General features: G+C 60.0%; 26 protein-coding genes. 11 read left to right on the forward strand and 15 right to left on the reverse strand.

Annotated features, from left to right (window positions below):
* Positions 1-6: 6 nt before the first annotated feature.
* Entirely contained in the window at positions 7-2,094 is a 2,088-nt protein-coding gene (locus AC2GXZ_RS24180; RefSeq protein ID WP_483761772.1) for a M3 family metallopeptidase, read from the reverse strand.
* A 210-nt stretch (positions 2,095-2,304) separates the two neighbouring features.
* Here AC2GXZ_RS24180 and AC2GXZ_RS24185 point away from each other — a divergent pair, with 210 nt between their 5' ends.
* Both AC2GXZ_RS24185 and AC2GXZ_RS24190 read left to right on the forward strand, forming a co-directional pair.
* Complete coding sequence (locus tag AC2GXZ_RS24185; RefSeq protein WP_483761773.1) at positions 2,305-2,829, forward strand: MarR family winged helix-turn-helix transcriptional regulator; 525 nt, start codon at positions 2,305-2,307, stop codon at positions 2,827-2,829.
* Positions 2,830-2,851: 22 nt separating this feature from the next.
* Complete coding sequence (locus AC2GXZ_RS24190) at positions 2,852-4,027, forward strand: multidrug effflux MFS transporter (RefSeq protein ID WP_483761971.1); 1,176 nt, start codon at positions 2,852-2,854, stop codon at positions 4,025-4,027.
* 54 nt (positions 4,028-4,081) lie between these two features.
* On the opposite strand, the gene AC2GXZ_RS24195 is transcribed toward AC2GXZ_RS24190, so the two are convergent.
* The 3 genes from AC2GXZ_RS24195 to AC2GXZ_RS24205 all read right to left on the reverse strand — a co-directional run bounded on the left by AC2GXZ_RS24195 (position 4,082) and on the right by AC2GXZ_RS24205 (position 5,957).
* Positions 4,082-5,305 carry an argininosuccinate synthase gene (locus tag AC2GXZ_RS24195; protein ID WP_483761774.1) on the reverse strand — a complete coding sequence of 408 codons (1,224 nt, stop codon included), beginning with the start codon at positions 5,303-5,305 and terminating at the stop codon, positions 4,082-4,084.
* A gap of 111 nt (positions 5,306-5,416) precedes the next feature.
* On the reverse strand, positions 5,417-5,791 hold the full coding sequence (locus AC2GXZ_RS24200) for a type II toxin-antitoxin system RelE/ParE family toxin (RefSeq protein WP_483761775.1): 375 nt from the start codon (positions 5,789-5,791) through the stop codon (positions 5,417-5,419).
* Positions 5,709-5,957: a type II toxin-antitoxin system ParD family antitoxin gene (locus AC2GXZ_RS24205; RefSeq protein ID WP_483761776.1), complete on the reverse strand. Its 249-nt coding sequence runs from the start codon at positions 5,955-5,957 to the stop codon at positions 5,709-5,711. Before AC2GXZ_RS24205 ends, AC2GXZ_RS24200 begins: the two co-directional genes overlap by 83 nt.
* A 102-nt stretch (positions 5,958-6,059) precedes the next feature.
* On the opposite strand from AC2GXZ_RS24205, the gene AC2GXZ_RS24210 reads away from it, so the two are divergent.
* Together AC2GXZ_RS24210 and AC2GXZ_RS24215 are read left to right on the forward strand one after the other, a co-directional pair.
* Positions 6,060-6,917 (forward strand): SDR family NAD(P)-dependent oxidoreductase, encoded by an 858-nt coding sequence (locus AC2GXZ_RS24210; RefSeq protein WP_483761777.1) that lies wholly within the window; start codon positions 6,060-6,062, stop codon positions 6,915-6,917.
* Positions 6,918-6,988: 71 nt separating this feature from the next.
* On the forward strand, positions 6,989-7,630 hold the full coding sequence (locus tag AC2GXZ_RS24215) for a LysE family translocator (RefSeq protein WP_483761778.1): 642 nt from the start codon (positions 6,989-6,991) through the stop codon (positions 7,628-7,630).
* A gap of 121 nt (positions 7,631-7,751) precedes the next feature.
* Here the strand turns inward: AC2GXZ_RS24215 and AC2GXZ_RS24220 are convergent, their stop codons facing one another.
* From AC2GXZ_RS24220 to AC2GXZ_RS24230, 3 genes are all read right to left on the reverse strand, one after another.
* A complete protein-coding gene (locus AC2GXZ_RS24220) occupies positions 7,752-7,982 on the reverse strand; it encodes an amino acid transporter (protein WP_483761779.1) in 231 nt (76 codons plus the stop codon).
* Positions 7,982-9,226, reverse strand: coding sequence for a dual-specificity RNA methyltransferase RlmN (rlmN, locus tag AC2GXZ_RS24225; RefSeq protein WP_483761780.1), 1,245 nt, complete (start codon positions 9,224-9,226; stop codon positions 7,982-7,984). Before rlmN ends, AC2GXZ_RS24220 begins: the two co-directional genes overlap by 1 nt.
* A gap of 218 nt (positions 9,227-9,444) precedes the next feature.
* Positions 9,445-9,948: an invasion associated locus B family protein gene (locus AC2GXZ_RS24230; RefSeq protein WP_483761781.1), complete on the reverse strand. Its 504-nt coding sequence runs from the start codon at positions 9,946-9,948 to the stop codon at positions 9,445-9,447.
* A gap of 317 nt (positions 9,949-10,265) precedes the next feature.
* On the opposite strand from AC2GXZ_RS24230, the gene AC2GXZ_RS24235 reads away from it, so the two are divergent.
* Positions 10,266-10,823: a sigma-70 family RNA polymerase sigma factor gene (locus tag AC2GXZ_RS24235; RefSeq protein WP_483761782.1), complete on the forward strand. Its 558-nt coding sequence runs from the start codon at positions 10,266-10,268 to the stop codon at positions 10,821-10,823.
* A 2-nt stretch (positions 10,824-10,825) separates the two neighbouring features.
* Here AC2GXZ_RS24235 and AC2GXZ_RS24240 read toward each other — a convergent pair whose 3' ends face one another.
* From AC2GXZ_RS24240 to AC2GXZ_RS24255, 4 genes are all read right to left on the reverse strand, one after another.
* On the reverse strand, positions 10,826-11,224 hold the full coding sequence (locus AC2GXZ_RS24240) for a YkvA family protein (RefSeq protein ID WP_483761783.1): 399 nt from the start codon (positions 11,222-11,224) through the stop codon (positions 10,826-10,828).
* 66 nt (positions 11,225-11,290) lie between these two features.
* On the reverse strand, positions 11,291-11,593 hold the full coding sequence (locus tag AC2GXZ_RS24245; RefSeq protein ID WP_483761784.1) for a 4a-hydroxytetrahydrobiopterin dehydratase: 303 nt from the start codon (positions 11,591-11,593) through the stop codon (positions 11,291-11,293).
* A gap of 13 nt (positions 11,594-11,606) precedes the next feature.
* Positions 11,607-12,197, reverse strand: a complete 591-nt coding sequence (gene thpR / locus AC2GXZ_RS24250) for an RNA 2',3'-cyclic phosphodiesterase (protein ID WP_483761785.1) — start codon at positions 12,195-12,197, stop codon at positions 11,607-11,609.
* A 68-nt stretch (positions 12,198-12,265) separates the two neighbouring features.
* The gene (locus AC2GXZ_RS24255) at positions 12,266-12,928 is read right to left on the reverse strand and encodes an arylesterase (RefSeq protein ID WP_483761786.1); all 663 of its coding nucleotides are present in this window, start codon (positions 12,926-12,928) and stop codon (positions 12,266-12,268) included.
* A gap of 77 nt (positions 12,929-13,005) precedes the next feature.
* Between AC2GXZ_RS24255 and AC2GXZ_RS24260 the strand changes: the two genes are divergently transcribed.
* From AC2GXZ_RS24260 to AC2GXZ_RS24275, 4 genes are all read left to right on the forward strand, one after another.
* Positions 13,006-13,716 (forward strand): ABC transporter ATP-binding protein, encoded by a 711-nt coding sequence (locus AC2GXZ_RS24260; RefSeq protein WP_483761787.1) that lies wholly within the window; start codon positions 13,006-13,008, stop codon positions 13,714-13,716.
* Positions 13,713-16,256 (forward strand): ABC transporter permease, encoded by a 2,544-nt coding sequence (locus tag AC2GXZ_RS24265; RefSeq protein WP_483761788.1) that lies wholly within the window; start codon positions 13,713-13,715, stop codon positions 16,254-16,256. The genes AC2GXZ_RS24260 and AC2GXZ_RS24265 overlap by 4 nt, the downstream gene beginning before the upstream one ends.
* Before the next feature lie 229 nt (positions 16,257-16,485).
* The gene (locus AC2GXZ_RS24270; protein WP_483761789.1) at positions 16,486-17,223 is read left to right on the forward strand and encodes a Bax inhibitor-1/YccA family protein; all 738 of its coding nucleotides are present in this window, start codon (positions 16,486-16,488) and stop codon (positions 17,221-17,223) included.
* Between the two features lie 105 nt (positions 17,224-17,328).
* Positions 17,329-17,889, forward strand: coding sequence for an N-acetyltransferase family protein (locus AC2GXZ_RS24275; RefSeq protein ID WP_483761790.1), 561 nt, complete (start codon positions 17,329-17,331; stop codon positions 17,887-17,889).
* A 130-nt stretch (positions 17,890-18,019) separates the two neighbouring features.
* On the opposite strand, the gene AC2GXZ_RS24280 is transcribed toward AC2GXZ_RS24275, so the two are convergent.
* From AC2GXZ_RS24280 to acnA, 4 genes are all read right to left on the reverse strand, one after another.
* Positions 18,020-18,409 (reverse strand): DUF2794 domain-containing protein, encoded by a 390-nt coding sequence (locus tag AC2GXZ_RS24280; protein ID WP_483761791.1) that lies wholly within the window; start codon positions 18,407-18,409, stop codon positions 18,020-18,022.
* A 323-nt stretch (positions 18,410-18,732) separates the two neighbouring features.
* Entirely contained in the window at positions 18,733-19,482 is a 750-nt protein-coding gene (locus tag AC2GXZ_RS24285) for a DUF1223 domain-containing protein (RefSeq protein WP_483761792.1), read from the reverse strand.
* A gap of 185 nt (positions 19,483-19,667) precedes the next feature.
* On the reverse strand, positions 19,668-20,405 hold the full coding sequence (locus AC2GXZ_RS24290) for a TSUP family transporter (protein WP_483761793.1): 738 nt from the start codon (positions 20,403-20,405) through the stop codon (positions 19,668-19,670).
* 223 nt (positions 20,406-20,628) lie between these two features.
* Entirely contained in the window at positions 20,629-23,322 is a 2,694-nt protein-coding gene (gene acnA, locus AC2GXZ_RS24295; protein ID WP_483761794.1) for an aconitate hydratase AcnA, read from the reverse strand.
* A gap of 274 nt (positions 23,323-23,596) precedes the next feature.
* Between acnA and ccmA the strand changes: the two genes are divergently transcribed.
* Both ccmA and ccmB read left to right on the forward strand, forming a co-directional pair.
* Positions 23,597-24,271: a heme ABC exporter ATP-binding protein CcmA gene (gene ccmA / locus AC2GXZ_RS24300; RefSeq protein ID WP_483761972.1), complete on the forward strand. Its 675-nt coding sequence runs from the start codon at positions 23,597-23,599 to the stop codon at positions 24,269-24,271.
* A 52-nt stretch (positions 24,272-24,323) separates the two neighbouring features.
* A complete protein-coding gene (gene ccmB / locus AC2GXZ_RS24305; protein ID WP_483761795.1) occupies positions 24,324-24,983 on the forward strand; it encodes a heme exporter protein CcmB in 660 nt (219 codons plus the stop codon).
* The last annotated feature ends 28 nt before the right edge of the window (positions 24,984-25,011 follow it).

Here is a 25,011-nt window from a genome sequence, read left to right on the forward strand (position 1 = left end):
CGAGTCTCAGGCATCACCTCCGGCAAGCTCCACCACCATGGCCAGCCCCTTCTTCTTCAGCATCGCTTGTGGGTCAGGAAGCTTGCCGCGGAAGGCCGTGTAGGTGATCTCCGGATCGATCGCGCCGCCGACCGAATAGATATTGTTCTTCAGCTTGCGGGCCATGACCGGATCGAACGCATTGCCGACCTCCTCGAAGGCGGCAAACGCATCCGCATCCAGCACTTCCGACCACATGTAGGAGTAATAACCTGCCGCATAACCGTCGCCTGAAAACACGTGCTGGAAATGCGGCGTGGCATGGCGCATCACGATCGACGCCGGCATCTTCAATTCCGACAGGACCGCCGCCTGTACCGCTATCGGATCATCGACCGCGGCCCGCGTGTGGAACGCCATGTCAACCAGCGCCGACGAGGTGAACTCGACCGTGGCGAAACCGGCATTGAAGGTGCGCGCCGCCAGAACCTTGGCGAGCAGATCCTTCGGCATCGGCTTGCCGGTTTCGTAATGGACCGCATATTTTTCCAGGATTTCCGGCACGGTCAGCCAGTGTTCATACAGCTGCGACGGCAGTTCGACGAAATCGCGCGACACGCCAGTGCCGGAGACGGACGGATAGGTCACATCCGACAGCATGCCGTGCAACGCATGGCCGAATTCATGAAACAGCGTGCGCGCGTCATCAAGCGACAGCAGCGCCGGCTTGCCCTCCGCCGGCTTGGCGAAATTGCAGACATTGTAGATGATCGGCAATTCGCCCTGATGGCCGTTCTTCAGTGTCAGTTTGTGCTGCGACTGGAACGAACTCATCCACGCACCCGACCGCTTCGACGACCGGGCAAAATAGTCACCGAGGAAAACCGCCTTGAGCGCGCCGTCGCCGTCGCGCAGTTCGAATACCCGCACATCCGGGTGATAGGCGGCAATGCCCTTCACTTCGGTCAGCGTCACGCCGAACAGGCGATGTGCGACATCGAAGCAGGCCTCAATGATCTTTTCCAATTGGAGATAGGGCTTCAGCTCGGATTCGGAGAAGGAGAACATCCGCTCGCGCAGCCTCTCGGAATAATAACGCCAGTCCCATGGCATGACCGGATGGTTCTTGCCTTCCTCAGTCACGAGCTTGCCAAGGCTTGCCTCTTCTTCCAGCGCCTTCGACCGCGCCTTCTCCCAGACCTTGTGAAGAAGTTCATTCACTGTCTCGGCGGTTTTCGCCATCGTATTGTCGAGTTTCAGCGCCGCGAAATTTTCGTAGCCGAGCAGCTTGGCCTTTTCTGATCGAAGGGCCAGGGTCTCGCCGACGATCGCGATATTGTCGCGTGCGCCGCCATTGGCACCGCGGGCAATCCACGCATTGAACGCCTGCTCGCGCAGATCCCGCCTCGCGGAGAAGGTCAGGAACGGCTCGATGATCGAGCGCGACAGGGTGACCATATAGCCGCCCGCCTCACCACGATCCTTCGCCGCTGCCGCCATCGCATCGCGCAGGAAGGCCGGCAGGCCTTCGAGATCGGCCTCGTCAGAAAGCTTCAGCGACCAGTCCTTTTCGTCGCCCAGCACATTCTGGCCGAACTGCGCACCGAGGCCCGCAAGCTTTTCACCGATCGCCGACAGCCGGTCCTGCTCCGGATTTTCGAGCTTGGCGCCCGATTTGACAAAGCCCTTCCAGTGCCGCTCCAGCACTCGTTCCTGTTCGAGCGTCAGCCCGAGATCGGCCCGCCTGTCCCAGAGCGTATCGACACGGGCAAACAGCTTGGGATTGGTGCCGACCTTCGAATAATGCCGGGACATTTTCGGTGCCACCTCTCGTTCCAGTGCCTGGATCGTCTCGTTCGTATGGGCGCCGGCCTTGCCCCAGAAGAGTGCGGAAACGCGCGACAACTCGTCGCCGGCAATCTCCAGCGCCACGACCGTGTTGTCGAATGTCGGCGCCTCCGGATTGGCGGCAATGGCGTCTATCTCCGCCTCGTGGCTGGCAAGCGCCGCATCGAAGGCAACGGCAAAATCCTCGTCCCTGACAAGGTCGAACCGCGGCAGGCCTTGATGTCCGCTCCATTCCACGAGTGCACGATTGACGGGAGCCTGGGCCATCGGGGCAAATCCTTCTGCTATTCAAGACATTGTGTCTGCCTACAGATTAGGTTCTCGCAGGCGTGGATCAAGCCTGCGATTGCGCTTCTTCGACAACGGCGGCAATTGTCCATTGCAGCCGGTCCGGCATCACGCAGTCGTGGCGGCCGTCCATGAAGCTCCGGTTGCTTTTCCGTTTGCGCCGACGCGGAAAGATAGTAAGCCAGACTTATGAGCTTTCCCGCCAAGATTTCCAACGAAGCGACGCAGAGCGATCTCCTGGGATTGTTGATCGTCGACACCGCGCGCGTGCTGCGGACCACGTTCGAAAACCACATCAATGAGATGGGCCTCGGCCTGACGCCCGGCGAGGCCAGAGCGCTGATCAACATTGCCGATCACCAGGGAAGCCGGCAGCTGGACATTGCCTCGCGCATGGGCGTCGAACCGATGACGCTCTGTGCCTATCTCGACAAGCTGCAGGCGCTTGGCCTGATCGAGCGGCATAAATGCACCGCCGACCGGAGGGCAAAGCGGATCGCGCTCACGCCCGCATCCGACGACATTGTTCGCCGGCTGAGGGACGAACTCCATGCCATTCTGGAGGCCGCGACCTCGGGCATGAGCCCGGAGAGAAAACGAACGCTGGAAACATCGCTCGCAACGCTCAACAGAAACCTGCAGAAAGCCAGCCTTCCCGCGGCACCGTCCGTCGCCGCACCGAGTGCCCCGCCCAGTGCCAATGACCGCAGCTGACACCGCCGCCCGCCCGCCGATCATGACGGAAAGGCGCACGACGGCGATCGGTGGCCTGCTGACCGCTATCGGCCCTGTCTCGATGGCCGTCTATACGCCGGCCATGCCCGATCTGGTGCGCGCCTTCGGCACCACCGAATCCGCCATCAAGCTCAGCCTCACGCTGTATTTCGGTGGTTTCGCCCTTGCCCAGCTTCTCGCCGGCCCCGTCTCGGACGCATTTGGCCGTCGCGCCGCCTCGATCGGCTTTCTGACGATCTATCTCCTCGGCTCGCTCGTTGCGGCCATGGCAATCGACGTCAACTGGATCCTCGCCGGCCGCCTCATTCAGGGCATCGGCGCCTCGGTCGGCGTCACTGTCGCGCGCGCCGCGGTACGCGACCAGTTCACCGGCGCCCAGGCGTCGCGCATCATGAACATGATTGGCATAACCCTCGCCGTCGGACCGGCCCTTGGCCCGACGATCGGCGGGCTGGCGCTATCGGCCTTCGGCTGGCAATCAATCTTTCTCCTGATGGTCGGCTTCGGCGCCATCCTGCTTTTGAGCTGCATCGTTTTCCTGAAGGAAACGACCGTTCCTGACCGCTCGCGGCTGAAACCGGCGACGCTTGTTCGAACCTATCTGGCCCTGATCGCCGATCTGCGTTTCCTGCTGCCCTCGCTCATCCTCGGCGGCTCGGTCGGCGCGCTTTATGCGCAGGGCACGATGCTGCCTTTCGTCATGATTGATGTCGTCGGCCTCACCCCAACGCAATTCGGCATGGGCATGCTGGTGCAGACCGCCTCCTATCTCGCAGGCTCGATCACGTTGCGTTTCGTCTCCGCCCGCATTTCAGGCCCGCAGGCGGTTTCAATCGGGATATCGTTCTGCGGCATTGGCGGCACCCTGATGTTCCTGTCGGTCCACCTGATCGAGCCGGGTTTCGTCTCGATCATGGCCCCGGTCGGCATCTGCACCTTCGGCATCGCCTTCCTCACCCCGCATGTGGTGACCGCGGGTCTTGCCGCCTTTCCGAAAGTGGCGGGTTCTGCCTCCGCCCTGATGGGCTTCATCCAGATGGGCGGCGGTTTTGCCGGCGGCCTTCTGGCAGCCGCCTTCGCCAGTCCGCTCACCTCCTTCGGCACGATCATTCCGATTATGGAGTTGATCGCCGTGGCGAGCTACTTCGCCCATCGCATGGTCAGCCGGCGGCAATAAAAAGGCCCCGCTGAATGAACGGCGAGGCCTCGAAAAACGCGATGGAAAATCCGCTTATTTCGTCTGGTTGCGCTTGGCGAGCGTCCGCAGGCGCAGCGCGTTGAGCTTGATGAAACCGGCTGCATCCTTCTGGTCGTAAGCGCCCTGGTCGTCTTCGAAAGTGACGAGCTGGTCGGAATAAAGCGACTTCTCGCTTTCGCGGCCGATGACCATGACATTGCCCTTGTAGAGCTTCAGCGTCACTTCACCTTCGACATGTTCCTGGCTCTTGTCGATCAGCGCCTGCAGCATTTCGCGCTCCGGCGAGAACCAGAAGCCGTAATAGATCAGCTCGGCATATTTCGGCATCAGCTCATCCTTGAGGTGAGCCGCGCCACGATCGAGCGTGATCGATTCGATGGCGCGATGGGCCGCCAGCAGGATCGTGCCGCCGGGCGTCTCATAGATGCCGCGCGACTTCATGCCGACATAACGGTTCTCGACGAGGTCGAGACGGCCGATGCCGTTGTCGCGGCCATAATTGTTGAGCTGCGCCAACAGCGTTGCCGGCGACATGGCGACACCATTGATTGATACGGCATCACCCTTGTTGAAGCCGATCTTGATGGTTGTTGCCTTGTCGGGAGCGGCTTCCGGCGAGATCGTGCGCATATGCACGTATTCCGGCGCTTCGACGGCCGGATCCTCCAGCACCTTGCCCTCGGAAGACGAGTGCAGCAGGTTGGCGTCGACCGAGAACGGCGCTTCGCCCTTCTTGTCCTTGGCAACCGGGATCTGGTTCTGCTCGGCGAAGTTCAGAAGGTCGGTGCGGCTCTTGAAAGCCCAGTCGCGCCACGGCGCGATAACCTTGATATCCGGGTTCAGCGCATAGGCCGACAGTTCGAAACGAACCTGGTCATTACCCTTGCCGGTGGCGCCATGGGCAATCGCGTCGGCACCGGTCTTCTTGGCGATGTCGATCAGGTGTTTGGAGATCAGCGGGCGGGCGATCGACGTGCCGAGCAGGTAGACGCCTTCATAGACGGCATTGGCGCGGAACATCGGGAAAACGAAATCGCGAACGAACTCCTCGCGAACATCCTCGATATAGATTTCCTTGATGCCCAGCATCTCGGCCTTCTTGCGCGCCGGCTCGAGCTCCTCACCCTGGCCGAGATCGGCGGTGAAGGTGACGACTTCTGCATTAAGCTCGGTCTGCAGCCATTTCAGGATGATCGAGGTGTCGAGACCGCCGGAATAGGCGAGAACGACCTTCTTTACGTCTTTCGGGAGTGCCATGTCGAAAATGTCCGTCTGCGGGTGGGAGCGGAGCCTGGTCCGCCAAATTTGGATCGCCGAAGTTTTTAGCGAGTTTCTGAGGCCACGCAAGGAAAACCCGGAAAATGGGCATCAGAGATGACGCCGCACATTCATCCGTTGGTGGAGGATGCGAATGATGACGATCTGCCGTGCGGTTTGCCGATAGATGATTTTGTGAGAGCCTGATGTAAGGCTTAGATATCCCACCCGGATTTCGTCTATCGATTTGCCTCTCTTCGCACCATTCGCCAGCGCTTCCACCCCCGACACGAGATCGCGATAGTAACGGTCTGCCTGAGCGATCGACCAAGTCTCTTTGGTATAAAGCCAGATCTCGGCAAGATCCCTGCGCGCCCGCGGAGAAAACCTGTACCCGCCTGGATCAGCCGGCATGTTTGCGATGCAGTTCGGCAAGAAATGCATCGGAATCGAATGGCTGCGGCTCACCCGAAGCCTCGCCCTCATCAATCGCCGCGCGGATCGCCTCGATCGAATCCTCCTCGCTCTCCATCAAGAGTCGCAATGCCTCCTCGATCACATCGCTTTCAGAGGCATACCGCCCACCATCGACCTGCTTCTTGACGAAAGCGGTCAGCTCCTCATCCATGCTGATCGATATGATCTCGCCCATCGGTCTGGCTCCGTTTCACTACGCCGTCATGTTGACGCCGTAGCCAGAGATACCATATCCCCCAGCACCTTTGAACTGCAGCTCCCTGAAGGAGATCGATCCATGACCGTTACTCACCCCGTCCTCACAAAGGGCAATGTCGCGGTGGTCACCGGTGCCGCCTCCGGCATCGGCCTGGCTGCCGCGAAGGAATTCGCACGCCTCGGTATGTGCGTCGTGCTGGCGGATCTGGAAGGCGACCGGCTGGCCGAGGCCGCCCGCGAGGTCGCAAACCTTGCCGCAGACGGCGAACACGATGTTGCAGCAATCGGCACCGATGTGTCGAAACTTGAAGAGATCGAAGCCCTCGAACGCACCGTCATCCAGCGTTTCGGCCGTGTTCACTTGTTGATGAACAATGCCGGCATCCAGCCCGGCAGCAGCATATTCGGAGCACAGGCGAACTGGGAGAATGTGCTGTCCGTCAACCTGATGGGTGCGGTCAACGGCAGCCGCACCTTCGGGCCGGCGATGATCGCCCATGGCGAACCGTCGTTGATCATCAATACCGGTTCCAAGCAGGGCATCACCACTCCGCCGGGAGACCCGGCCTACAATGTCTCCAAGGCCGGCCTGAAGGCCTTCACCGAGGCGCTTCAGCATGAATTGCGCAATACCGACGGCTGCACCGTCACGGCGCATCTGTTGATCCCCGGCTTCGTCTTCACGCCGCTTGCAGCCAATGGCCGAACGGAAAAGCCGACGGGCGCATGGACCTCGGAGCAGACGGTCGAATTTATGCTGCAGAGCCTCGAGCGTGGCGATTTCTACATCCTCTGCCCGGACAACGACGTCGATCGGGCCACAGACGAACGCCGCATGGCCTGGGCGATCGGCGACGTTATCGACAACCGTCCGCCGCTGTCGCGCTGGCATCCGGATTATGCCGATGCATCAAGGGAATTTATCAATGGCCGTTGATTGATTGATTTGGCTTGAACTCGAAAGCCGGATAAACCGGAGCATCGATCATCCGGTTTTCGAGCGTGACCATGGAATTTCTGCCGAGCCCTGCCGCCCTTTTGGCCTTCACGGCCGCCGGCCTTCTTTTGTCGATCACGCCGGGGCCTGACATGACCCTGTCGATCAGCCGGGCTCTGGGACAAGGCCGCAAGCCGGCCCTTCTTGTGGTCCTCGGCACCAATCTCGGCATTGTCTGCCACACGCTGCTTGTCGCCTTCGGCATTTCGGCGCTGATCACCGCCTCGCCGACCGCCTTCTTCATCTTGAAGACCGGCGGGGCAGCCTACCTTCTCTGGCTCGCCATCCAGGCCATCCGCGTCGGCTCAAGCCTTTCGGTGGAACAGGTCGACCGACCTGAAAGCAGCGCGCTTGCCAATATCTCGGTGGGCTTCTGGGTCAACATCCTCAACCCCAAGGTCATCATCTTCTTCATGACCTTCCTGCCGCAATTCGTCTCGGCCAGCGACCCGCATGTCACCGGCAAGCTGATCTTCTTCGGCCTTTATTTCATCGTCATAGGCATGCCGATAAACCTGATCGTCGTGCTTGCCGCCGATCGCCTATCGAGCTGGCTACAGGCCAATCGGAAAATCCTGCGCGGCATCGACTACACGTTTGCCGGCGTCTTCTCGATCTTTGCGGCGAAAATTTTCTTCACCCAGGCACGATGATCAGTGGGAGGAGTGTTTCTTCGCTGGATCGCGACGATCATGACGGGTGATGTAAAGCATGAAACCGGCGATCACGAGCGCGCCGACTGGCATGATCATGAAACTTAGAAACTGTGCCCATTCATTCGTCATCTTTGAGGCCCTTTAGAATACGCCTTCCAACCAAATGTAATGCGCCAGAGATCAAAAGACAAATCACACTGATCGGCATGACAGTCGGCCACGTTCTGCCTGAAGAATTGGCTGCACCGATCAAGGGAGCAAAACCACCGACGGCAACAACAGCGATGGCGATACCGTTGATATAGGTAGCCGTCAGCTTGGTGCTCTCATTGCCGACCAGCTTGCTCATCAATCGTCGTCTTCGCCATGACCGGCGATCATCATCGCCTCGAAGGCAAGCCGTTCGGTCTTGCGCATGCGCTCGGATTCCGACTTCAGCTGGCCGCAGGCCGCGAGGATGTCACGCCCGCGCGGCGTGCGGATCGGTGAGGCATAACCGGCCTGATTGATGAAATCGGCAAATTTCTCGATCGTCGCCCAGTCCGAGCATTGGTAGTTCGTGCCCGGCCACGGGTTGAACGGAATGAGGTTGATCTTCGCCGGAACGCCTTTCAGGAGCTGCACCAGCGCCTTGGCATCCTCCAGGCTGTCATTGACGTCCTTCAGCATCACATATTCGAAGGTGATGCGGCGGGCATTCGACAGGCCGGGATAATTGCGGCAGGCCTCGATCAGGTCCTTCAGCGGATACTTCTTGTTGATCGGCACCAGCATGTCGCGCAGCTCGTCACGCACCGCGTGCAGCGAGATTGCCAGCATCACGCCGATCTCGTCGCCGGTCCGGTAGATTTCCGGCACCACGCCGGAAGTCGACAAGGTGACGCGGCGGCGCGACAGCGACAGGCCATCGCCGTCGGTTGCGATCAGAAGCGCCGTCTTGACGCTCTCGAAATTGTAGAGCGGCTCGCCCATGCCCATCATCACGATATTGGTAACCTTGCGATCGCCGGTCGGCACATAGGCGCCCGGCGGCGTGTCGGTTCCCGGAAAGTCGCCGAGACGATCGCGGGCAAGCAGAAGCTGCGCCAGAATTTCTTCCGCCGTCAGATTGCGCACCAGCATCTGCGTGCCGGTATGACAGAAGGAACAGGTCAGCGTGCAGCCGACCTGACTCGATATGCACAGCGTGCCGCGCCCTTCTTCCGGGATGTAGACGGTCTCGATCTCGACCGGACGGCCCGCGCCGCGCGGCGGAAAACGCAGCAGCCATTTGCGCGTACCGTCATTGGAGATCTGCTCTTCGACGATTTCCGGCCGAGCAATGGTGAAATGCGACTTCAGCATCTCGCGCATGTCTTTCGCGACATTCGTCATCTGGTCGAAGTCGGAGACGCCGCGGATATAGAGCCAGTGCCAAAGCTGGTTGACGCGCATGCGCAACTGCTTTTCCGGCACACCCTTCTCATGCAGGGCCTTGGCCATCTGCGGGCGCGTCAGGCCGATCAGCGACGGCTTGGCGGTGAAAAGGTCCGGATTGGCGACCAGCGGCTTCTTGGCGACGGCGCCGGCGGCAAATGCCTCTGTGACTGACATATTTTATCCCGTTCGAGCACATGCGCATCACCACCGCACAATCGGCGGAAGGGTTGGGGCATGTCTGTGCGTGAAACCTGTATCGGCCGCGGCGACAACTGGCCCGACCATGTTGGTCGCGGCCTTTATCATCAAAATAGGGCCGCGTCACCCTACTTCAACAAACGGGAAAGGCCGGTCCATCGACCGGCCTTCGTCATGATCGTCGGTGCGGAAGCTTATTTGCAGGTCTCGATCTGCTTCAGCGCCGCCGAGATGCCCTGAAGCGAATAGGCGTAATTGGTCTTGGTGCCGCGGCCCGACACGGCGCTGACGCTCATGTTATGACCGGTCTTCATCGCATTGACGAGTGCCGGCTCTTCGGCGGCATTTTCCACCCAGGCAGCCTTGTCCTTGGTGAACATGGTGAAATTCTTGCCGTCGATGGTGACCGTGACCTTCGAATTTGCCTGCAGCGGATAACCGACCATTGCCTGCGGTTCGTAGGAGATGTTCTGGCCCGGACGCTGCGACACGATGAAGAAGATGTCGCCGTGATCAACGGAGGCCGGTTCCTTGGTGGTCGGAACCGAAAGAACGTAGCAGACGGTGCTGGCGCCGGACTTGTAGGAATAGGCACCCCACGCCTTGAACTGCTGGATGCGGGTCGGCGTTTGAGCCGAGGCGATGCCTGCGCTTACGAAGGTAAGAGCCAGGGCGAGTGCGACTGTGCGTACGGACATGGTTTCCTGCCGGGTTTGTTATACGTGACGCTTCAACGGTGGAGGTGGCTGAAGCGGGCCATGGTCTGGTTCATTTTGACTTAATTCTGGTTACCAATCCGTCAACATCGCGTATCGCTTGCGCTCTGCTCGACCGGCGGTGCCGTGATCGAAATCTCCTGAAACCGCATCCGATATGGTACGGGCGACAACTCCGTTGGATGTGGTGCCAATGACACAAGGATTAGGGCAACAGTTTGTCCTCTTCCAAACTCCAGCAATGACATTAGTATGGCCACATAGATGCGAATCTAGGTTGGAAAATTTGCGTAGTTTGGATGCAGGTTGAGGACAGGGACTACTTTGCGCGCTTGACCACGGCTGTGGCCGAGCAGCGCGATCAGGCAGCCTTTGGCGTGCTCTTCGATCATTTTGCGCCACGACTGAAGTCCTGGCTGACCGGTCAGCGCATGCCTGTCGATGAAGCCGAGGAACTGGTTCAGGAAGTGATGACCGTTCTCTGGCACCGCGCTTCGCTTTACGATCCCAGCAAATCATCACTTTCCACCTGGCTGTTTCGCATCGCCAGAAACCGCCGCCTCGATGCCCAGCGCCGCGCAAGGGGCAAGGAAGCTTTCGGCGAACTGGAATGGATGGCGATGGAAATGCGCGCCGAATCGCTCGTCGAGGGTGAGGAACGTGATGCACGCGTCAGGCTGGCGCTGAGCCAGATACCCGGCGAGCAGATGGAGCTGGTAAAGGCCGCCTTTTTTCTCGGTCAGACCCATTCGGAAATAGCCGAGGCGACAGGTCTGCCGCTCGGCACCGTCAAGTCGCGGATAAGGCTTGCCTTCCAGCGCCTTCGCCGCAGCCTCGAAGACCACGCCTCGCTTTAGATTCAGGCCTGCTGCGGGGCCGCCTTCAGGTCGGGTTCTTCGGAAAGCGCCCGGTCGGCTGCATCATAATGACGGTCGGCGATATGGCCCTGGATCATCCGCAATGCCGCGGCAAGAACGGCCAAGTCGTCGGTAAACCCGACCATCACGAACATGTCGGGAATGAGATCGAAGGGCAGCACGAAATAGGCAAGCGCTGCGAGCAGAACGCCACGCACCCTGGTCGGCGTCTTGGGATCGACCGCGCAATAATAGGCAGCGATCAGGTCGCGGCTCATCGGCACATATTTGACGGCCTTCTTCAGCGTCGGCCAGAATTTCGCCTTCACCTGCTTTTCGCGGCGGGACTGGGTGTCGTCGTCACCGGGCAGCAGGATTTCACCGATCTTCACATCGTCCATTCGGCACTCCCCATTCGGGATCCCATCAAGGTCTTTGCGCCTATATGGATACGCAAAGCCGGCAATTCAAAGACGCCGCAGCCACGCTTCGTCCATCGCCGCGGCGAGCTTGAAGTCCCGGTCGGTCAGTTGTCGCCTTGTATGGGTCGTCAGCTTCACATCCACACGGGAATAGCTGTTGCTCCAGTCGGGATGGTGATCGAGCTTTTCGGCCGCCAGCGCACATTCCGTCATGAAGCCGAAAGCCTGGGCAAAGGAGCCGAACCGGAACGTCTTGCGAATGGCCTTGCCATCAGCTGTAAGCTCCCAGCCGTCCAGCCCGCCCAGCGCCCTGGCCACCATCTCGGCATCGAACAGCTCGTAGGACATTCGTATCGGCTCTTCAGACGTAATTTTTCGCCGTTTCCAGATCGCCGTAATCGTAGCCGGAACTCGCCTCGCGCAGCGAAAAGATCTCTTCCGTCAGATAAGGGCCGCCGCCGACGGATTCCTTTGACGACATCAGCACGAAACGCGACACGTTGAATGGGGCCGTGTGGAAATTTCCGCGCCCGGAAAGATAGTGGACCACTTCGTCGAGGCGGCAATTCTTGAGCCGCGCCAGTGTCACATGCGGCATGAACTTGCGTGGGTCTGGCGGCAGGCCGATCCGCTGCTGGCATATCCGCTCGATCTCGCCCTGTAGTGCAAGCAGTTCGGGCGATACCGACATCCCGGCCCAGACCGAATGCGGTTTCTTCGATCCGAACGACCCGATGCCTGTCAGTTTGGCCTGGAATTCCGGCCGGTCGATCCGGTCCAGCCGATCGACGATCTCGTCGGCGGTGCGGTTGTCCACGTCACCGATGAAGCGAAGAGTGATGTGGTAATTCTCGACATCGATCCAGCGCGCGCCAGGTATGCCTCCCCTCAGGAGCGACAGGGACATGGCAACATTGCGCGGGATTTCGAGGGCGGTGAAAAGTCTCGGCATACGCGAACCTCCTCGAATCTCTTGCAGATATTGACAGCGAATCATGCAATGCCGTTTCGCGCAAGTTGTTATTTTGCAGCGGAACGGATCTCCCCGAGAAATGCTTCAACCACCGGGAGGGAATGCTGCACCATCACGTCGACGCCTTTGGCGTTCGGATGCATGCCGTCTTCCAGTTGCAGCCCCTTTACCGTGACGACGCCATCCAGAAAAAACGGATAGAGCGGAACGCCATATTTTTCGGCAAGCTTGCTGTAGATCGGATTGAATTTATCCGCATAGTCGCCGCCCATATTGGGAGGCGCCAGAATTCCGGCGAGCAATACCGGAATACCGCGTTCCTTGAGGCGCGCCAGCATCGCATCGAGATTCTTCTCCGACTGTTCCGGAGCGATGCCGCGCAACGCGTCGTTGGCGCCGAGCTCGAGGATCACCCCATCGGTTCCGTCCGGCACCGACCAGTCGATCCGCGACAAGCCGCCCGACGTCGTATCGCCCGAGACACCTGCATTGGTGATCGTCACGTTCTGGCCCTTGGCCTTTAGCGCCGTCTCCAGCTGGGCCGTGTAGGATTCCGACGGCGCGAGCTGATATCCGGCCATCAGGCTGTCGCCGAAGCCCACCAGATTGACCGCTTTCTCCTGCGCAACCGCCTGCCCGGGACCGGCCGTGGCAGCGAAAACAAATCCCGCCATGACGATGAATTGAAGGAGGCTTGCTTTAAAATTCACCCTGCGTCTCCTAGATTTCCTGCTGATGACCGCGCTGCAGCATTGCCCGGCACACCAAGGATATAGGGTTATTCGCTTTGACTGAAACCGTTATCGAGCTCAAAAATGCCGACCTGACCCTCGGAAGCGCCGCCGCTTCCGTCCACGTGCTCAAGGGTATCGACCTTACCATAGACAAGGGCGAGGCGGTCGGCATTATCGGTCCGTCCGGCTCCGGCAAATCGACCCTGCTGATGGTTCTGGCCGGCCTCGAAAGGCTCGACAGCGGCGAGATCATCATCAATGGCGCACCGCTCCATACCTTTTCCGAGGATGTTCTGGCAGAATTTCGCGGCCGCAATATCGGCATCGTCTTTCAGTCTTTTCATCTGATCGCCAATATGACGGCACTCGAAAATGTCGCCGTCCCGCTTGAACTCGCCGGCGCAGCGGATGCCTTCGACATCGCGCGGCGCGAGTTGATCGCGGTCGGGCTCGGCGAACGCCTCAACCATTATCCGGGTCAGCTTTCCGGCGGCGAACAGCAGCGCGTGGCGATCGCCCGCGCGCTCGCCCCCTCTCCGGCCCTTCTCATCGCCGACGAGCCGACCGGCAATCTCGACACCGAAACCGGCCGCCAGATCGCCGATCTGCTTTTCGCCAAGCAGGCCGAACGCGGCATGACCCTGCTGCTCGTCACCCATGACAATGCGCTTGCCGCCCGCTGCTCGCGCCAGATTCGCGTCCGCTCCGGCGAAATCGTCGAGGACAGCGCCGCACGCACCGCCGGCCAGGCGGTGTCTGCATGAGCACTGCCACGACGCGCCTGTCGATCGCCTTCCGCCTCGCATTGCGCGAGATGAGAGGTGGCCTCGGCGGCTTCTATATCTTTCTCGCCTGTATCGCGCTTGGCACCGGCGCGATTGCAACCGTCAATTCGGTCGCGACAGCCATTACCGGCGCCATCGCCAACCAAGGCCAGTCACTGCTTGCCGGCGACATGCGTTTTGAACTCAACAACCGCGAAGCCAGCGACAGGGAACGCGCCTTCCTCGGCAGTCTGGGCGAGGTCAGCGTCTCGACCGGCCTGCGCTCGATGGCGAGAAAACCGGATGGCTCCGGCCAGGCACTGGTCGAGGTCAAGGGCGTAGACGACCTCTATCCGCTCTATGGAACGGTGGAAACGGCAGCCGGACAACCGCTGAGAAATCTCCTGGCGAAAGACGGTGATGCCTATGGAGCACTCGCGGCGCCCTTGCTTCTTGACCGGCTGGGCCTTTCGGTCGGTGATGAAATCCTTCTCGGCAATACCCGGCTCGTGCTGCGCGGCTCGGTGGTCAACGAACCCGATGCTCTTTCCGACGGTTTTGGCTTCGCGCCAAGGCTGATGATAAGCCGGGATGCGCTTGGGGCATCCGGCCTGATCACCATCGGCAGCCTCGTCGAACACGCATATAAGGTAAAGCTGGCAAACCCGGCATCGCGGGCATCGCTCGTCACCCTTGCCAACAAGGATTTCCCCGATGCCGGCTGGTCGATCCGCACCAGCGACCGGGCAGCCCCCTCGCTTGCTGAAAATGTCGAGCGTTTCTCCCAATTCCTCACGCTTGTCGGTCTTACCGCCCTGATCGTCGGCGGCGTCGGCATTGCCAATGCCGTGCGCGCCTTTCTCGACGCCAAGCGCTCGACCATCGCCACCTTCAAATGCCTCGGCGCACCCGCCTCGGTCGTCACCATGATTTACCTCATCCAGATCATGTTGCTTGCCGCGATCGGCATCCTGATCGGGCTGGTGATCGGCGCCGCCTCCCCTTTCATCGCCTTCCATTACCTGCAGGGCGTCCTGCCCGTGCCGGAGGGCGGTGCGCTCTATCCGTCGGCATTGGCGGTTGCTGCAGCCTTCGGCGTCATCGTCACCTTCGCCTTCGCCATCCTGCCGCTTGGCCATGCGCGCGAAGTGCCGGCCACGGCGCTTTTCCGCGAACAGGGTTTCGAGACGCGTCGCCTACCCTCCTGGCCCTATCTGCTGGCAGCTGGCGTGGCGCTTGCAGCTTTGGCGGCGCTTGCGATCTTCTGGGCAGAGGACCGTTTCGTCGCCTCCGTTTTCCTCGCTGCAGTGGCCGGTGCATTTGTCCTTCTGCGCCTCGTTGCGGCCGGCATCGCGGCACTCGCCCGCAGGAGCCCGCGGGTCAATTCGCCGGCTCTGAGATTGGCGATCGGCAACATCCATCGGCCCGGCGCCCTCACCCCCTCCGTCGTCCTGTCGCTCGGCCTTGGCCTTGCGCTGCTTGTCACGCTGGCGCTGATCGACGGCAATCTGCGCAACCAGCTGACCGGACGGATCACCGAACAGGCACCCAACTTCTTTTTCGTCGATATCCAGGGGTCCGAGCGGCAGGGCTTCGTCGACCTGTTGAAGAAGCAGATGCCCGAAGCCACGGTGACCGAGGTACCGATGCTGCGTGGCCGCATCACCGCCTTCAACGGCCACGACGTCAGCCAGATGACCGTGCCGCAGGCGGGTCGCTGGGTGCTGAGAGGCGACCGCGGCATCACCTACGAGGACAAGCTGCCGAAGAATTCCACGCTGACCGAAGGAGACTGGTGGCCTGCCGATTATTCCGGTGAACCGCTGGTGTCCTTCTCCGCCAAGGAGGCAGCAGAGCTCAGCCTGAAACTCGGCGATACCGTGACGGTCAACGTGCTTGGCCGCAACATCACCGCCAAGATCGCCAATTTCCGCAATGTCGAATGGGAAACCCTGTCGATCAATTTCGTCATGGTCTTTTCTCCCAACACGTTCCGCGGCGCCCCGCATGCCTGGCTGGCGACCCTTACCGACCCGTCAGCGACCGCCACCCAGGAAGCGAACATCCTCAAGACGGTGACCGATGCCTATCCGACCATCACCAGCGTGCGGGTAAAGGACGCGATCGATCTCGTCGACCAGCTGCTCGGCCAGTTGGCAACCGCCATCCGCGCCGCTGCAGCCGTGGCGCTGGTGGCCTCCGTTCTGGTGCTTGCCGGCGCTCTGGCCGCCGGAAATCGTGCCAGAACCCACGATGCGGTGGTTCTAAAGACACTTGGAGGCACCCGCAGCATGCTGATGCGGGCCTTTGGTTACGAATACCTGATCCTCGGCGCCGCAACCGCTGTCTTTGCCCTTCTCGCGGGCGGAATTTCGGCCTGGTTCGTAGTTGCCCGCATCATGCGGATGCCCTCGACATTTCTTCCGGATGTGGCAGTGATTACCCTGGTTCTGTCGCTTGTCCTGACTGTCGGCATCGGCCTTCTGGGCACCTGGCGGATACTCGGACAAAAGGCGGCACCGGTGTTGCGGGAACTTTGATAATCTTAAGGTTGTAAATTAAGCAGATCGGCGATCAATTTCGCGTCAGAATGTCCCATAGGTTGCCGAACCGCGCCTGTTGCTGCTGTTTTCCAGGAGCTTACCCCTTGTATGTAAAGCGATCTCGCATCATATTCTCCGGTAGGCTTGCTGAAGCTCCGCAGCGGCGCCTGGGTCAGAAATTGGGGGCCCGACACCGTGAGTAATTCCGGAGCTTAAAGAGGAAACAATGGCTGACTTTAACAACTACCAGAACCGAACGGCGCAAGCGCGCGCCCAATCCGGTGCGATGATCGATGAAGGCCTCCGCGCCTACATGCTGAAGGTTTACAACCTGATGGCTCTCGGTCTGGCGATCACCGGTCTGGCAGCTTACGGCACCTATGCTTTCGCGGTCTCCAACCCGGCCGTTGCACAGGCGCTTTACGGCGGTCCGCTCAAGTGGGTGATCATGCTGGCCCCGGTGGCCCTGGTCTTCTTCATGAGCTTCCGCATCAACTCGATGAGCGTATCTGCCGCGCAGACCACCTTCTGGATCTATGCCGCGCTGATGGGCCTTTCGCTGTCGTCGATCTTCCTGGTCTTCACCGGCCAGAGCATCGTTCAGACGTTCTTCGTTACCGCCGCTTCGTTCGGCGCGCTGTCGCTTTACGGCTACACGACGAAGAAGAGCCTGTCCGGCCTCGGTTCGTTCCTGATCATGGGTCTGTTCGGCCTGATCATCGCGATGATCGTCAACATCTTCCTGCAGTCTTCGGCTCTCGGCTTCGCCATCTCCGCGATCGGCGTGCTGATCTTCGCAGGCCTCACCGCCTACGATACCCAGAAGATCAAGGAAATGTACTGGGAAGGCAACGACGCCACCGCGACCGGCCGCATGGCCATCATGGGCGCGCTGACGCTTTACCTCGACTTCATCAACCTCTTCACCTTCCTGCTGCAGTTCATGGGCAACCGCAACAACTAAGCGGAAGCGTGATCGTTACGAAGAAGGCGGCTCTCGGGCCGCCTTTTTTATTGCCCGCAGCAACCCTCTAGCATAGCCTCGCGGCATAATTTCCGGGTTTGCATGATGACGACATTTTCGATCCGCGATGCCACGCTGGCAGACCTTCCGGCGATCACCGAAATCTACCGCGACAGCGTGCTGAACGGTACCGCAAGTTACGAGATTGCCCCACCCGATCTGGCGGAAATGACCAGCCGCCAGTCCGGCATCACCGAAAAGGGTTACCCTTATATCGCGGCGGAAGCTGAAGATGGCACCCTGCTCGGTTACGCCTATGCATCGGCCTTCCGCACCCGCCCGGCCTATCGCTGGCTGGTCGAGGATTCGATCTACCTTGCGCCGGCTGCCCGCGGCAAAGGCGTCGGCAAGTCCCTTCTGAGAGAGCTGCTTACCCGCTGTGAAGCGCTTGGCTTCCGCCAGATGGTGGCGGTCATAGGCGGCGCCAGCCCAGCCTCGGTCGCCGTCCACAAGAGCCTCGGCTTCGAGGTGACCGGCACGCTCAAAGGCACGGGTTTCAAGCATGGCAAATGGCTGGATACCGTTTTGATGCAGATTACCCTGGGCGACGGCAAGGAAACCGAGCCGGATATGTCCGCTTATCCCGGAACGCTGTTTGTCGGGTGACGGGGGCTTATAAGCCTCCTTGTGCCGAGCAGATGCGCAGCGTTTTCCCGTTCGAAACTGCGCCAATAGGGGAAATGGAGAAAATTTGGCGATATGAAGAAAAGTCGAATTGCTCTTGAGCACCCGCCCGTCAGTCGATCAGCTTCAACGCCTTGTCGAACACTTTCAGAACCTGTTGCAACTCATGTCCGCGCTTGAGGATTGTCCCATTGGTGTTGATCACCGAATAGGCACCCTGCTTGGCAGCAAGTTTGGGGTTTTTCTCGATGCGGAAAAGCGGCATTTCACCGGATCGCTTGAAGATGGAGAATACCGCACGATCCTTGAGGTGATCGATCGCATAATCCTTCCACTCTCCCTCGCCCACCATGCGGCCGTAGATCCAGAGGATCGCGTCGAGTTCCCTGCGGTGAAAGGTCACCGGTATCGTATCGCGGCTTTGGCGGTATTCGCTGAGACTGACGACGACGGCGGCATCCTGCGGCCTGGTGCCTGCCGGCAAATCGGGCTGATCAGCCATCAAAGCTCCAATCGTTACATGTCTTTGGCATGACAGTTTGCCCCAGCCGCGTAAAAAAGCAAGTCCGCCCACCCGCATCCCTCAACCGGTCCATGGCGGCACGGCACGTCGCGAGGGATTTTTTCATCTGCCCAAATTCGGACAAAACAGCGCCTAAATCAGCATCCATTGTGATGATGTTGGTTGGCGCGTTTAGCGCCATTGGCCCGGTCAGGCGCATTGACCCTTACCCCCAGCCCCCCAATGTTTCGGGCCGGGCCATCTGCCAACACTTCCCCAAAATCGAGAATTTGCAAGACTGATGCCGGCAGCCTGTGCGCCGGTCAGTTCTTCTTGCGTCCCGCCATCAGCACGGTGGCACCAATTATGGCAGCGGGCTCGCCGCCGGGGCCGGACGATTGCAGAAGGATCGCACAGCCGTCCTTCTTGGTCTTGCCGAGCGCCTTTCCGGGCAGCGTCAGCGTCATCTTCTTGCCGCTCCACATGCCGACCGACTGCACGTCGTAGACGGCATGCCAATATTCCATGTTCTTGCCGCTGTTTTCGCCCTTGGTCACGTCGACGTCCTGGTGTTTGGTGAAATACGCGACCACGACATCGGCCTGTCCCTGGCCCTCGCCGATATTGATATCGATCTCGTCGCCGCGCATCGTCGCCGTCACCGGCACGGTCAGGCCCTGGCCGGCGTTCTGAAGGCCGTCCACCTTGCCATTTATCACCGCAAGATCCGTACCTTTGACATGTTCGCGGCCATTGATGATCGCCTGTGGCGTGTAGACACCGGTTCGTCCCATCGTCTTGGCGTAACCATATTGCCGCTCGGTATTTTCCTTGGAGCTCAGGGTGTCGGTCCAGCCGAGATAGTTCCAATAGTCCACATGATAGGACAAAACCACCAGATCGCCCTGGGCGACGAGTTCTCCCAGAGCGTTGTCGGCGGGTGGACAGGAAGCACAGCCCTGCGCTGTGAACAGCTCAACCACACCCTTGGGCGCCCGCAGCTCTTCTGCCACTGCGACACTGCCATAAAGCAGACCCGCAAGGAGGATCACGGCGCGAAAGCGGAAGAGCATGGAGGCGAACCTTTTTGTCAGGGCAATCGTGATCAACGATCACTGTCGGGCAATCAAGAGCGGATGCATGGGCTGGCGGAAAGTAACCATCCACAAATTCAAGAGAAAGTCACGATGGGGTGAGAATATCAAATGTGATCTACGGTCGCATTTCCACGCAACCGCAACGATCCACACATCACCGGTCAGATCAGCGTCAGGATACCTTGAACCAGATAGACGGCACCGACGCCGGTGACGACCCAGCGGGTCCAGGCGCGGAAATTCGCATCCGTCATCTTCTGCAGGATGCCGTTCCCGGCAAGTGCTCCGAGAATGGCGATCGGGGCTGCAACCAGCACCGCGAGCATGTCCACCGTCGGCAGTTTCGTCGCTGCATCCCAGTAGAAGGCGATCTTGGCGAGATGCGACAACGTCTGGATCGATGCCTTGGTGGCGATCACCTTGCGGCGGTCCATCTGTGTCCGGATGAAGAAGATGTCGATCGTCGGACCGGCGACGCCGACGCTGATGTTGAGAAAACCGGACAGAAGTCCGGCGATCAGCGCATGCGAGGGACGCGAAGCGTCAAGCTGCAGCCGCTTGAACGGCAGCCAGACGAGGATCGGCATCACTCCGATGCCGATCAGCACGACGACAAGGCTCGGCGTATAGTCGATGGCAAAAAGAACTGCCGCGGACACGGCAACGCCGATGCACAGGACACCGAGGATCTTCCAGTCGATATAGGCACGCGAAAACCACGCACGCGAACCATTGGAGACCATCTGGATGACGCCCTGGATCGCGATCGCGGTACCGACTGGATAGAGAAACAGCAGGATCCAGAGAAGGATCAGACCGCCCGCCATGCCGAAAATGCCGGACAGCAGGGATGTGAGAAAAACGGCGACGGCCATTCCGATAAAGATGATGAGGGACAAGGAGAGAAGACCTTAAGGCATCGAGTAAGCGAAGATACCCACCAACCTCATTCCTGTGTCGGTCACAGGAATCCAGTCACTCGATGTTCATCGGGTCGAAGAACGTCCTGGCGCGAAGACCAGGTCTGGCTGGATCCCCGTGACAGGCACAGGAAAGAGGGAAAACGAAGTACCCTCGAAATGAAACCACCCGCCGGCTGGACTGGCGGGTGGCAGAATATTGTCAGGCGGCCAGATCGCGAAGAACGGTCTGCAGAATGCCGCCATTGTTCATGTAGATGACCTCGTCGAGCGTATCGATGCGGCAAAGGATATTGATTTCCTTCACCGTGCCGTCGCCATAGGTAATCTTGGCGGTCTTCCACTCACGCGGTTTGATGTCGCCTTCGAGACCGTCAATCTCGACGATTTCATCGCCCTTGAGGTCAAGCGAAGCCCAGGTCGTGCCCTCTTCGAAGACGAACGGGACAACGCCCATACCGACCAGATTGGAGCGATGGATACGCTCGAAGGACTGGGCGATCACGGCCTTGACGCCAAGCAGGTTGGTGCCTTTCGCGGCCCAGTCGCGTGACGAACCATTGCCGTATTCGACACCGGCGAAGATCACCAGCGGCGTGCCTTCTTCCTTGTACTGCATCGCCGCGTCGTAGATCGACATCTCTTCCTTCGACGGATAGTGGATGGTGTAGCCACCTTCCTTGCCGTTCGGGCCGAGCATGTGATTGCGGATGCGGATGTTGGCGAAAGTGCCGCGCATCATCACTTCGTGATTGCCGCGACGTGTGCCGTACTGGTTGAAGTCGGCAACGGCGACGCCGTTCTCCGTCAGATAGGCACCGGCAGGCGATGCAGCCTTGATCGAACCGGCCGGGGAAATATGGTCGGTGGTGATCTTGTCGCCGAAGAGACCGAGAACGCGGGCGCCCTTGATGTTTTTCAGGCCGGAGCCGGTTTTGCCCATGCCGACGAAGTAGGGCGGGTTCTGCACATAGGTCGACTTGTCGTCCCATGCATAGGTATCGCCATCCGGGATCTGCACCGCCTGCCAGTTTTCATCGCCCTTGAACACGTCCGCATATTTGCTCTCGAACAGTTCGCGGGTGACATATTTCTGGATGAATTCCTGCACTTCGGCAGAGGTCGGCCAGACGTCCTTGAGGAAGACCGGGTTGCCGTCTCGATCGAGGCCGAGCGGCTCCGTTGTCAGGTCCTTCTGCACCGTGCCGGCCAGCGCATAAGCGACGACCAGCGGCGGCGACGCCAGATAGTTGGCCTGGACGTCCGGCGAGATACGGCCTTCGAAGTTACGATTGCCCGACAGCACGCCCGAAACGATCAGGCCCTTGTCGTTGATCGTCTTCGAGATCGGCGCCGGTAGCGGGCCGGAATTGCCGATGCAGGTGGTGCAGCCGAAACCGACAAGGTTGAAGCCGAGCGCATCGAGCGAGACCTGCAGGCCGGATTTGGCGAGATATTCGCCGACGACCTGGGACCCCGGTGCAAGTGAGGTTTTCACCCAAGGCGCCGTCTTCAGCCCCTTGGCAACAGCATTGCGGGCGAGAAGGCCGGCAGCGATCAGCACGCTCGGGTTGGACGTATTGGTGCAGGACGTGATCGCGGCAATCGCCACGTCGCCATGGCCGAGGTCGAAATCCGTGCCTTCGACGGCATAGCGATTTTCGAGCTGGCCCGGCTTCTTGTATTCGGTGTCCATCGAACCGGCGAAACCTGTAGCGATGTTTTCGAGCGGGATACGGCCTTCCGGACGCTTCGGACCCGCCATCGATGGCACGACGTCACCCAGATTGAGTTCCAGCGTATCGGTGAAGACGAGATCGGCACCGTCATTGTCGCGCCACATGCCCTGCACCTTCGAATAGGCTTCGACGAGCGCGATGCGCTCCTTGGTGCGGCCGGACATGTTGAGATAGTTGACGGTTTCGCTGTCGACCGGGAAGAAACCGCAGGTCGCGCCGTATTCCGGACCCATATTGCCGATCGTCGCACGGTCGGCCACCGGCATGTTGTCCATGCCCGGGCCGAAAAATTCGACGAATTTCGAAACGACACCCTTCTTGCGCAGCATCTGCACGACGGTGAGCACCAGGTCCGTCGCGGTGACGCCTTCCTTCAGCTTGCCGGTCAGCTTGAAGCCGATGACCTCGGGCAGAAGCATCGAGACCGGCTGGCCGAGCATCGAGGCTTCCGCTTCGATACCGCCCACACCCCAGCCGAGAACGCCGAGACCATTGATCATCGTCGTGTGGCTATCGGTACCGACGCAGGTATCCGGATAGGCGGTGGTTTCGCCATCCTCTTCGTTGGTCCACACCGTCTGGCCGAGATATTCGAAATTCACCTGGTGGCAGATGCCGGTGCCGGGCGGCACCACGCGAAAATTCTTGAACGCCTGTTGGCCCCATTTGAGGAAGCGGTAACGCTCGCCGTTGCGCTGGTATTCCAGCTCGACATTGCGGGCAAAGGCGGTCGGTGTGCCGAATTCGTCGACGATCACCGAGTGGTCGATGACGAGGTCGACGGGGACGAGCGGGTTGATCTTCTGCGCATCGCCGCCGAGCGACTTGATGCCGTCGCGCATGGCGGCGAGATCGACCACTGCCGGAACGCCGGTGAAGTCCTGCATCAGGACGCGGGCCGGGCGATAGGCGATTTCGGCCTCGGCCTTGCCCTTGTTGTTCAGCCATTCGGCGACCGAAAGGATCTGCTCTTTCGTAACGGACTGGCCGTCTTCGAAGCGCAGCAGGTTTTCGAGCAGCACCTTCATCGAGAAGGGCAGTTTCGAAACGCCCGGCAGACCGTTCGCTTCGGCCTTGGGCAGGCTGTAATAGACATAGTCCTTACCGCCGACGGTAAGGACGGAGCGACATTGAAAGCTATCGATAGATTTGGTCACGGAAAATAACCCCGCTGATATCAAGAGCCAACACGCGCGTGCGGACGCCTATGCACTTTAGAGATGCACTATAGGATGCGGGTGCGACCATTTCCGCTGTCCGCACGAGAAGATTTATGGTCTTCAGGTCCGGCGCCAGGTGGAAATCACGCCGGCCGCTGGCGTGGTTGCGATGTATATAGATACTTTCTAAGAAGGGTTCCAGACGCTTTGTCGCGGCGTTCGAAAGATTTTTTGCGGCTAGATGATTGAAAACGTGAGCAAGGTCCCGACAATGCGACTGACGGCCGAAGATCTGAGCGCCAGACGCGGTGACGATCTGATTTTCAAGGATATCTCCTTTGACCTTGGCGCCGGCGACAGCCTCGTCCTGACCGGACGCAACGGCTCCGGCAAGTCGACACTGCTTCGCACCGTGGCAGGCCTGCTGCAAGCCGAGACCGGCCGCGTGACCTGGACATCCGAGGGTGCAGAGCCCGGCATGAAGGCCGCCGAAGCCTGTCATTATCTCGGCCACCGCAATGCCATGAAGGCCGAGCTTTCCGTTTTCGAAAACCTCTCCTTCTGGAAGGATTTTCTCGGCGACTTTAAAGGCAGCCAGAGTTCGGATGACCAGAGTTCTGAACACAGGGGCATGCCGATTGGTGATGCCGCCGAAGCAGTCGGCCTCGGCGGCATCACCCATCTGCCCTTCGGTTACCTGTCCGCCGGCCAGCAACGCCGTATGGCTTTCGCCAAACTCCTCGTCGCCTGGCGCCCGGTCTGGATACTGGATGAGCCGACCGCAGCACTCGATGTCAGTGCCGAGAGCGTCTTCACATCGCTGATAAAGACCCACCTCGCCAACGGCGGCATCACGCTTGCCGCCACCCACCAGCCGCTGGGCCTGGAGAATGCGCGGGAATTGAGGATGACCGGCTTTGCCGGGGCGATGGAGGAGGTGTGGTGATCAACGATAATAATCGCCTCGCCTCGACAACCGCATGCAAAGGCCGGCCACAATGATCGCCCTCCTCCTCCGTGACCTGAAACTTTCGGTACGCGCCGGCGGCGGCGCGCTGATCGGCGTGCTGTTCTTCATGACGGTGGTCGCCGTCATCCCTTTCGGCGTCGGGCCCGATCTCAATCTTCTGTCCCGCATCGGCCCGGCGATCGTCTGGATCGGCGCGCTTTTATCCGCGCTGCTCGGCCTCGACCGGATGTTCCAGACCGACCGTGAGGACGGATCGCTCGACCTGCTTTTGATGCAGGAGCATCCCTTGGTGCTGACCGTATTGGTCAAGTGTCTCGCCCATTGGCTCGGCAACGGCCTGCCGCTGGTCATCGCCGCGCCGCTGCTCGGCCTGTTCATGAACATGAGCGAAGTGGCGATCGGCGCAACCGTGCTGACGCTGCTTGTCGGGACGCCGGCCCTCACCTTCATCGGCGCGGTCGGCGCAGCCGTCGCGGTCGCCCTCCCTCGCGGCGGGCTGCTGGTCTCGATCCTCGTCCTGCCGCTGGCGATCCCGGTCCTGATCTTCGGTGTCAGCGCCTCTTACGCAGCCGTCGAAGATCCCGCCCCCTTTATGCCGCCTTTTCTGATACTGGTGGCTATCACGATGTTTTTTGCGGTGATCGGCCCAATCGGCGCGGCACTGGCTTTGCGAAATACTGCCGATTGACTAGAATCATTCTTGAAAACACGCCGAC

The sequence above is a fragment of the Aliirhizobium sp. YIM B11859 genome, assembly GCF_057163345.1.

Excerpts from the sequence above, each read along its gene's own strand:
- AC2GXZ_RS24210 (WP_483761777.1), top strand. The coding sequence starts at position 6,060 with ATGACCGTTACTCACCCCGTCCTCACAAAGGGCAATGTCGCGGTGGTC.
- AC2GXZ_RS24205 (WP_483761776.1), bottom strand. The coding sequence starts at position 5,957 with ATGGGCGAGATCATATCGATCAGCATGGATGAGGAGCTGACCGCTTTC.
- AC2GXZ_RS24180 (WP_483761772.1), bottom strand. The coding sequence starts at position 2,094 with ATGGCCCAGGCTCCCGTCAATCGTGCACTCGTGGAATGGAGCGGACAT.
- AC2GXZ_RS24245 (WP_483761784.1), bottom strand. The coding sequence starts at position 11,593 with ATGTCCTACGAGCTGTTCGATGCCGAGATGGTGGCCAGGGCGCTGGGC.
- AC2GXZ_RS24240 (WP_483761783.1), bottom strand. The coding sequence starts at position 11,224 with ATGGACGATGTGAAGATCGGTGAAATCCTGCTGCCCGGTGACGACGAC.
- AC2GXZ_RS24285 (WP_483761792.1), bottom strand. The coding sequence starts at position 19,482 with ATGCTCTTCCGCTTTCGCGCCGTGATCCTCCTTGCGGGTCTGCTTTAT.
- ccmB (WP_483761795.1), top strand. The coding sequence starts at position 24,324 with ATGATCGCCCTCCTCCTCCGTGACCTGAAACTTTCGGTACGCGCCGGC.
- AC2GXZ_RS24270 (WP_483761789.1), top strand. The coding sequence starts at position 16,486 with ATGGCTGACTTTAACAACTACCAGAACCGAACGGCGCAAGCGCGCGCC.
- AC2GXZ_RS24215 (WP_483761778.1), top strand. The coding sequence starts at position 6,989 with ATGGAATTTCTGCCGAGCCCTGCCGCCCTTTTGGCCTTCACGGCCGCC.
- ccmA (WP_483761972.1), top strand. The coding sequence starts at position 23,597 with ATGCGACTGACGGCCGAAGATCTGAGCGCCAGACGCGGTGACGATCTG.
- AC2GXZ_RS24200 (WP_483761775.1), bottom strand. The coding sequence starts at position 5,791 with ATGAGGGCGAGGCTTCGGGTGAGCCGCAGCCATTCGATTCCGATGCAT.
- AC2GXZ_RS24235 (WP_483761782.1), top strand. The coding sequence starts at position 10,266 with ATGCAGGTTGAGGACAGGGACTACTTTGCGCGCTTGACCACGGCTGTG.
- AC2GXZ_RS24220 (WP_483761779.1), bottom strand. The coding sequence starts at position 7,982 with ATGAGCAAGCTGGTCGGCAATGAGAGCACCAAGCTGACGGCTACCTAT.
- AC2GXZ_RS24275 (WP_483761790.1), top strand. The coding sequence starts at position 17,329 with ATGACGACATTTTCGATCCGCGATGCCACGCTGGCAGACCTTCCGGCG.
- AC2GXZ_RS24230 (WP_483761781.1), bottom strand. The coding sequence starts at position 9,948 with ATGTCCGTACGCACAGTCGCACTCGCCCTGGCTCTTACCTTCGTAAGC.
- thpR (WP_483761785.1), bottom strand. The coding sequence starts at position 12,197 with ATGCCGAGACTTTTCACCGCCCTCGAAATCCCGCGCAATGTTGCCATG.
- AC2GXZ_RS24265 (WP_483761788.1), top strand. The coding sequence starts at position 13,713 with ATGAGCACTGCCACGACGCGCCTGTCGATCGCCTTCCGCCTCGCATTG.
- AC2GXZ_RS24195 (WP_483761774.1), bottom strand. The coding sequence starts at position 5,305 with ATGGCACTCCCGAAAGACGTAAAGAAGGTCGTTCTCGCCTATTCCGGC.
- AC2GXZ_RS24280 (WP_483761791.1), bottom strand. The coding sequence starts at position 18,409 with ATGGCTGATCAGCCCGATTTGCCGGCAGGCACCAGGCCGCAGGATGCC.
- AC2GXZ_RS24190 (WP_483761971.1), top strand. The coding sequence starts at position 2,852 with ATGACGGAAAGGCGCACGACGGCGATCGGTGGCCTGCTGACCGCTATC.
- rlmN (WP_483761780.1), bottom strand. The coding sequence starts at position 9,226 with ATGTCAGTCACAGAGGCATTTGCCGCCGGCGCCGTCGCCAAGAAGCCG.
- AC2GXZ_RS24185 (WP_483761773.1), top strand. The coding sequence starts at position 2,305 with ATGAGCTTTCCCGCCAAGATTTCCAACGAAGCGACGCAGAGCGATCTC.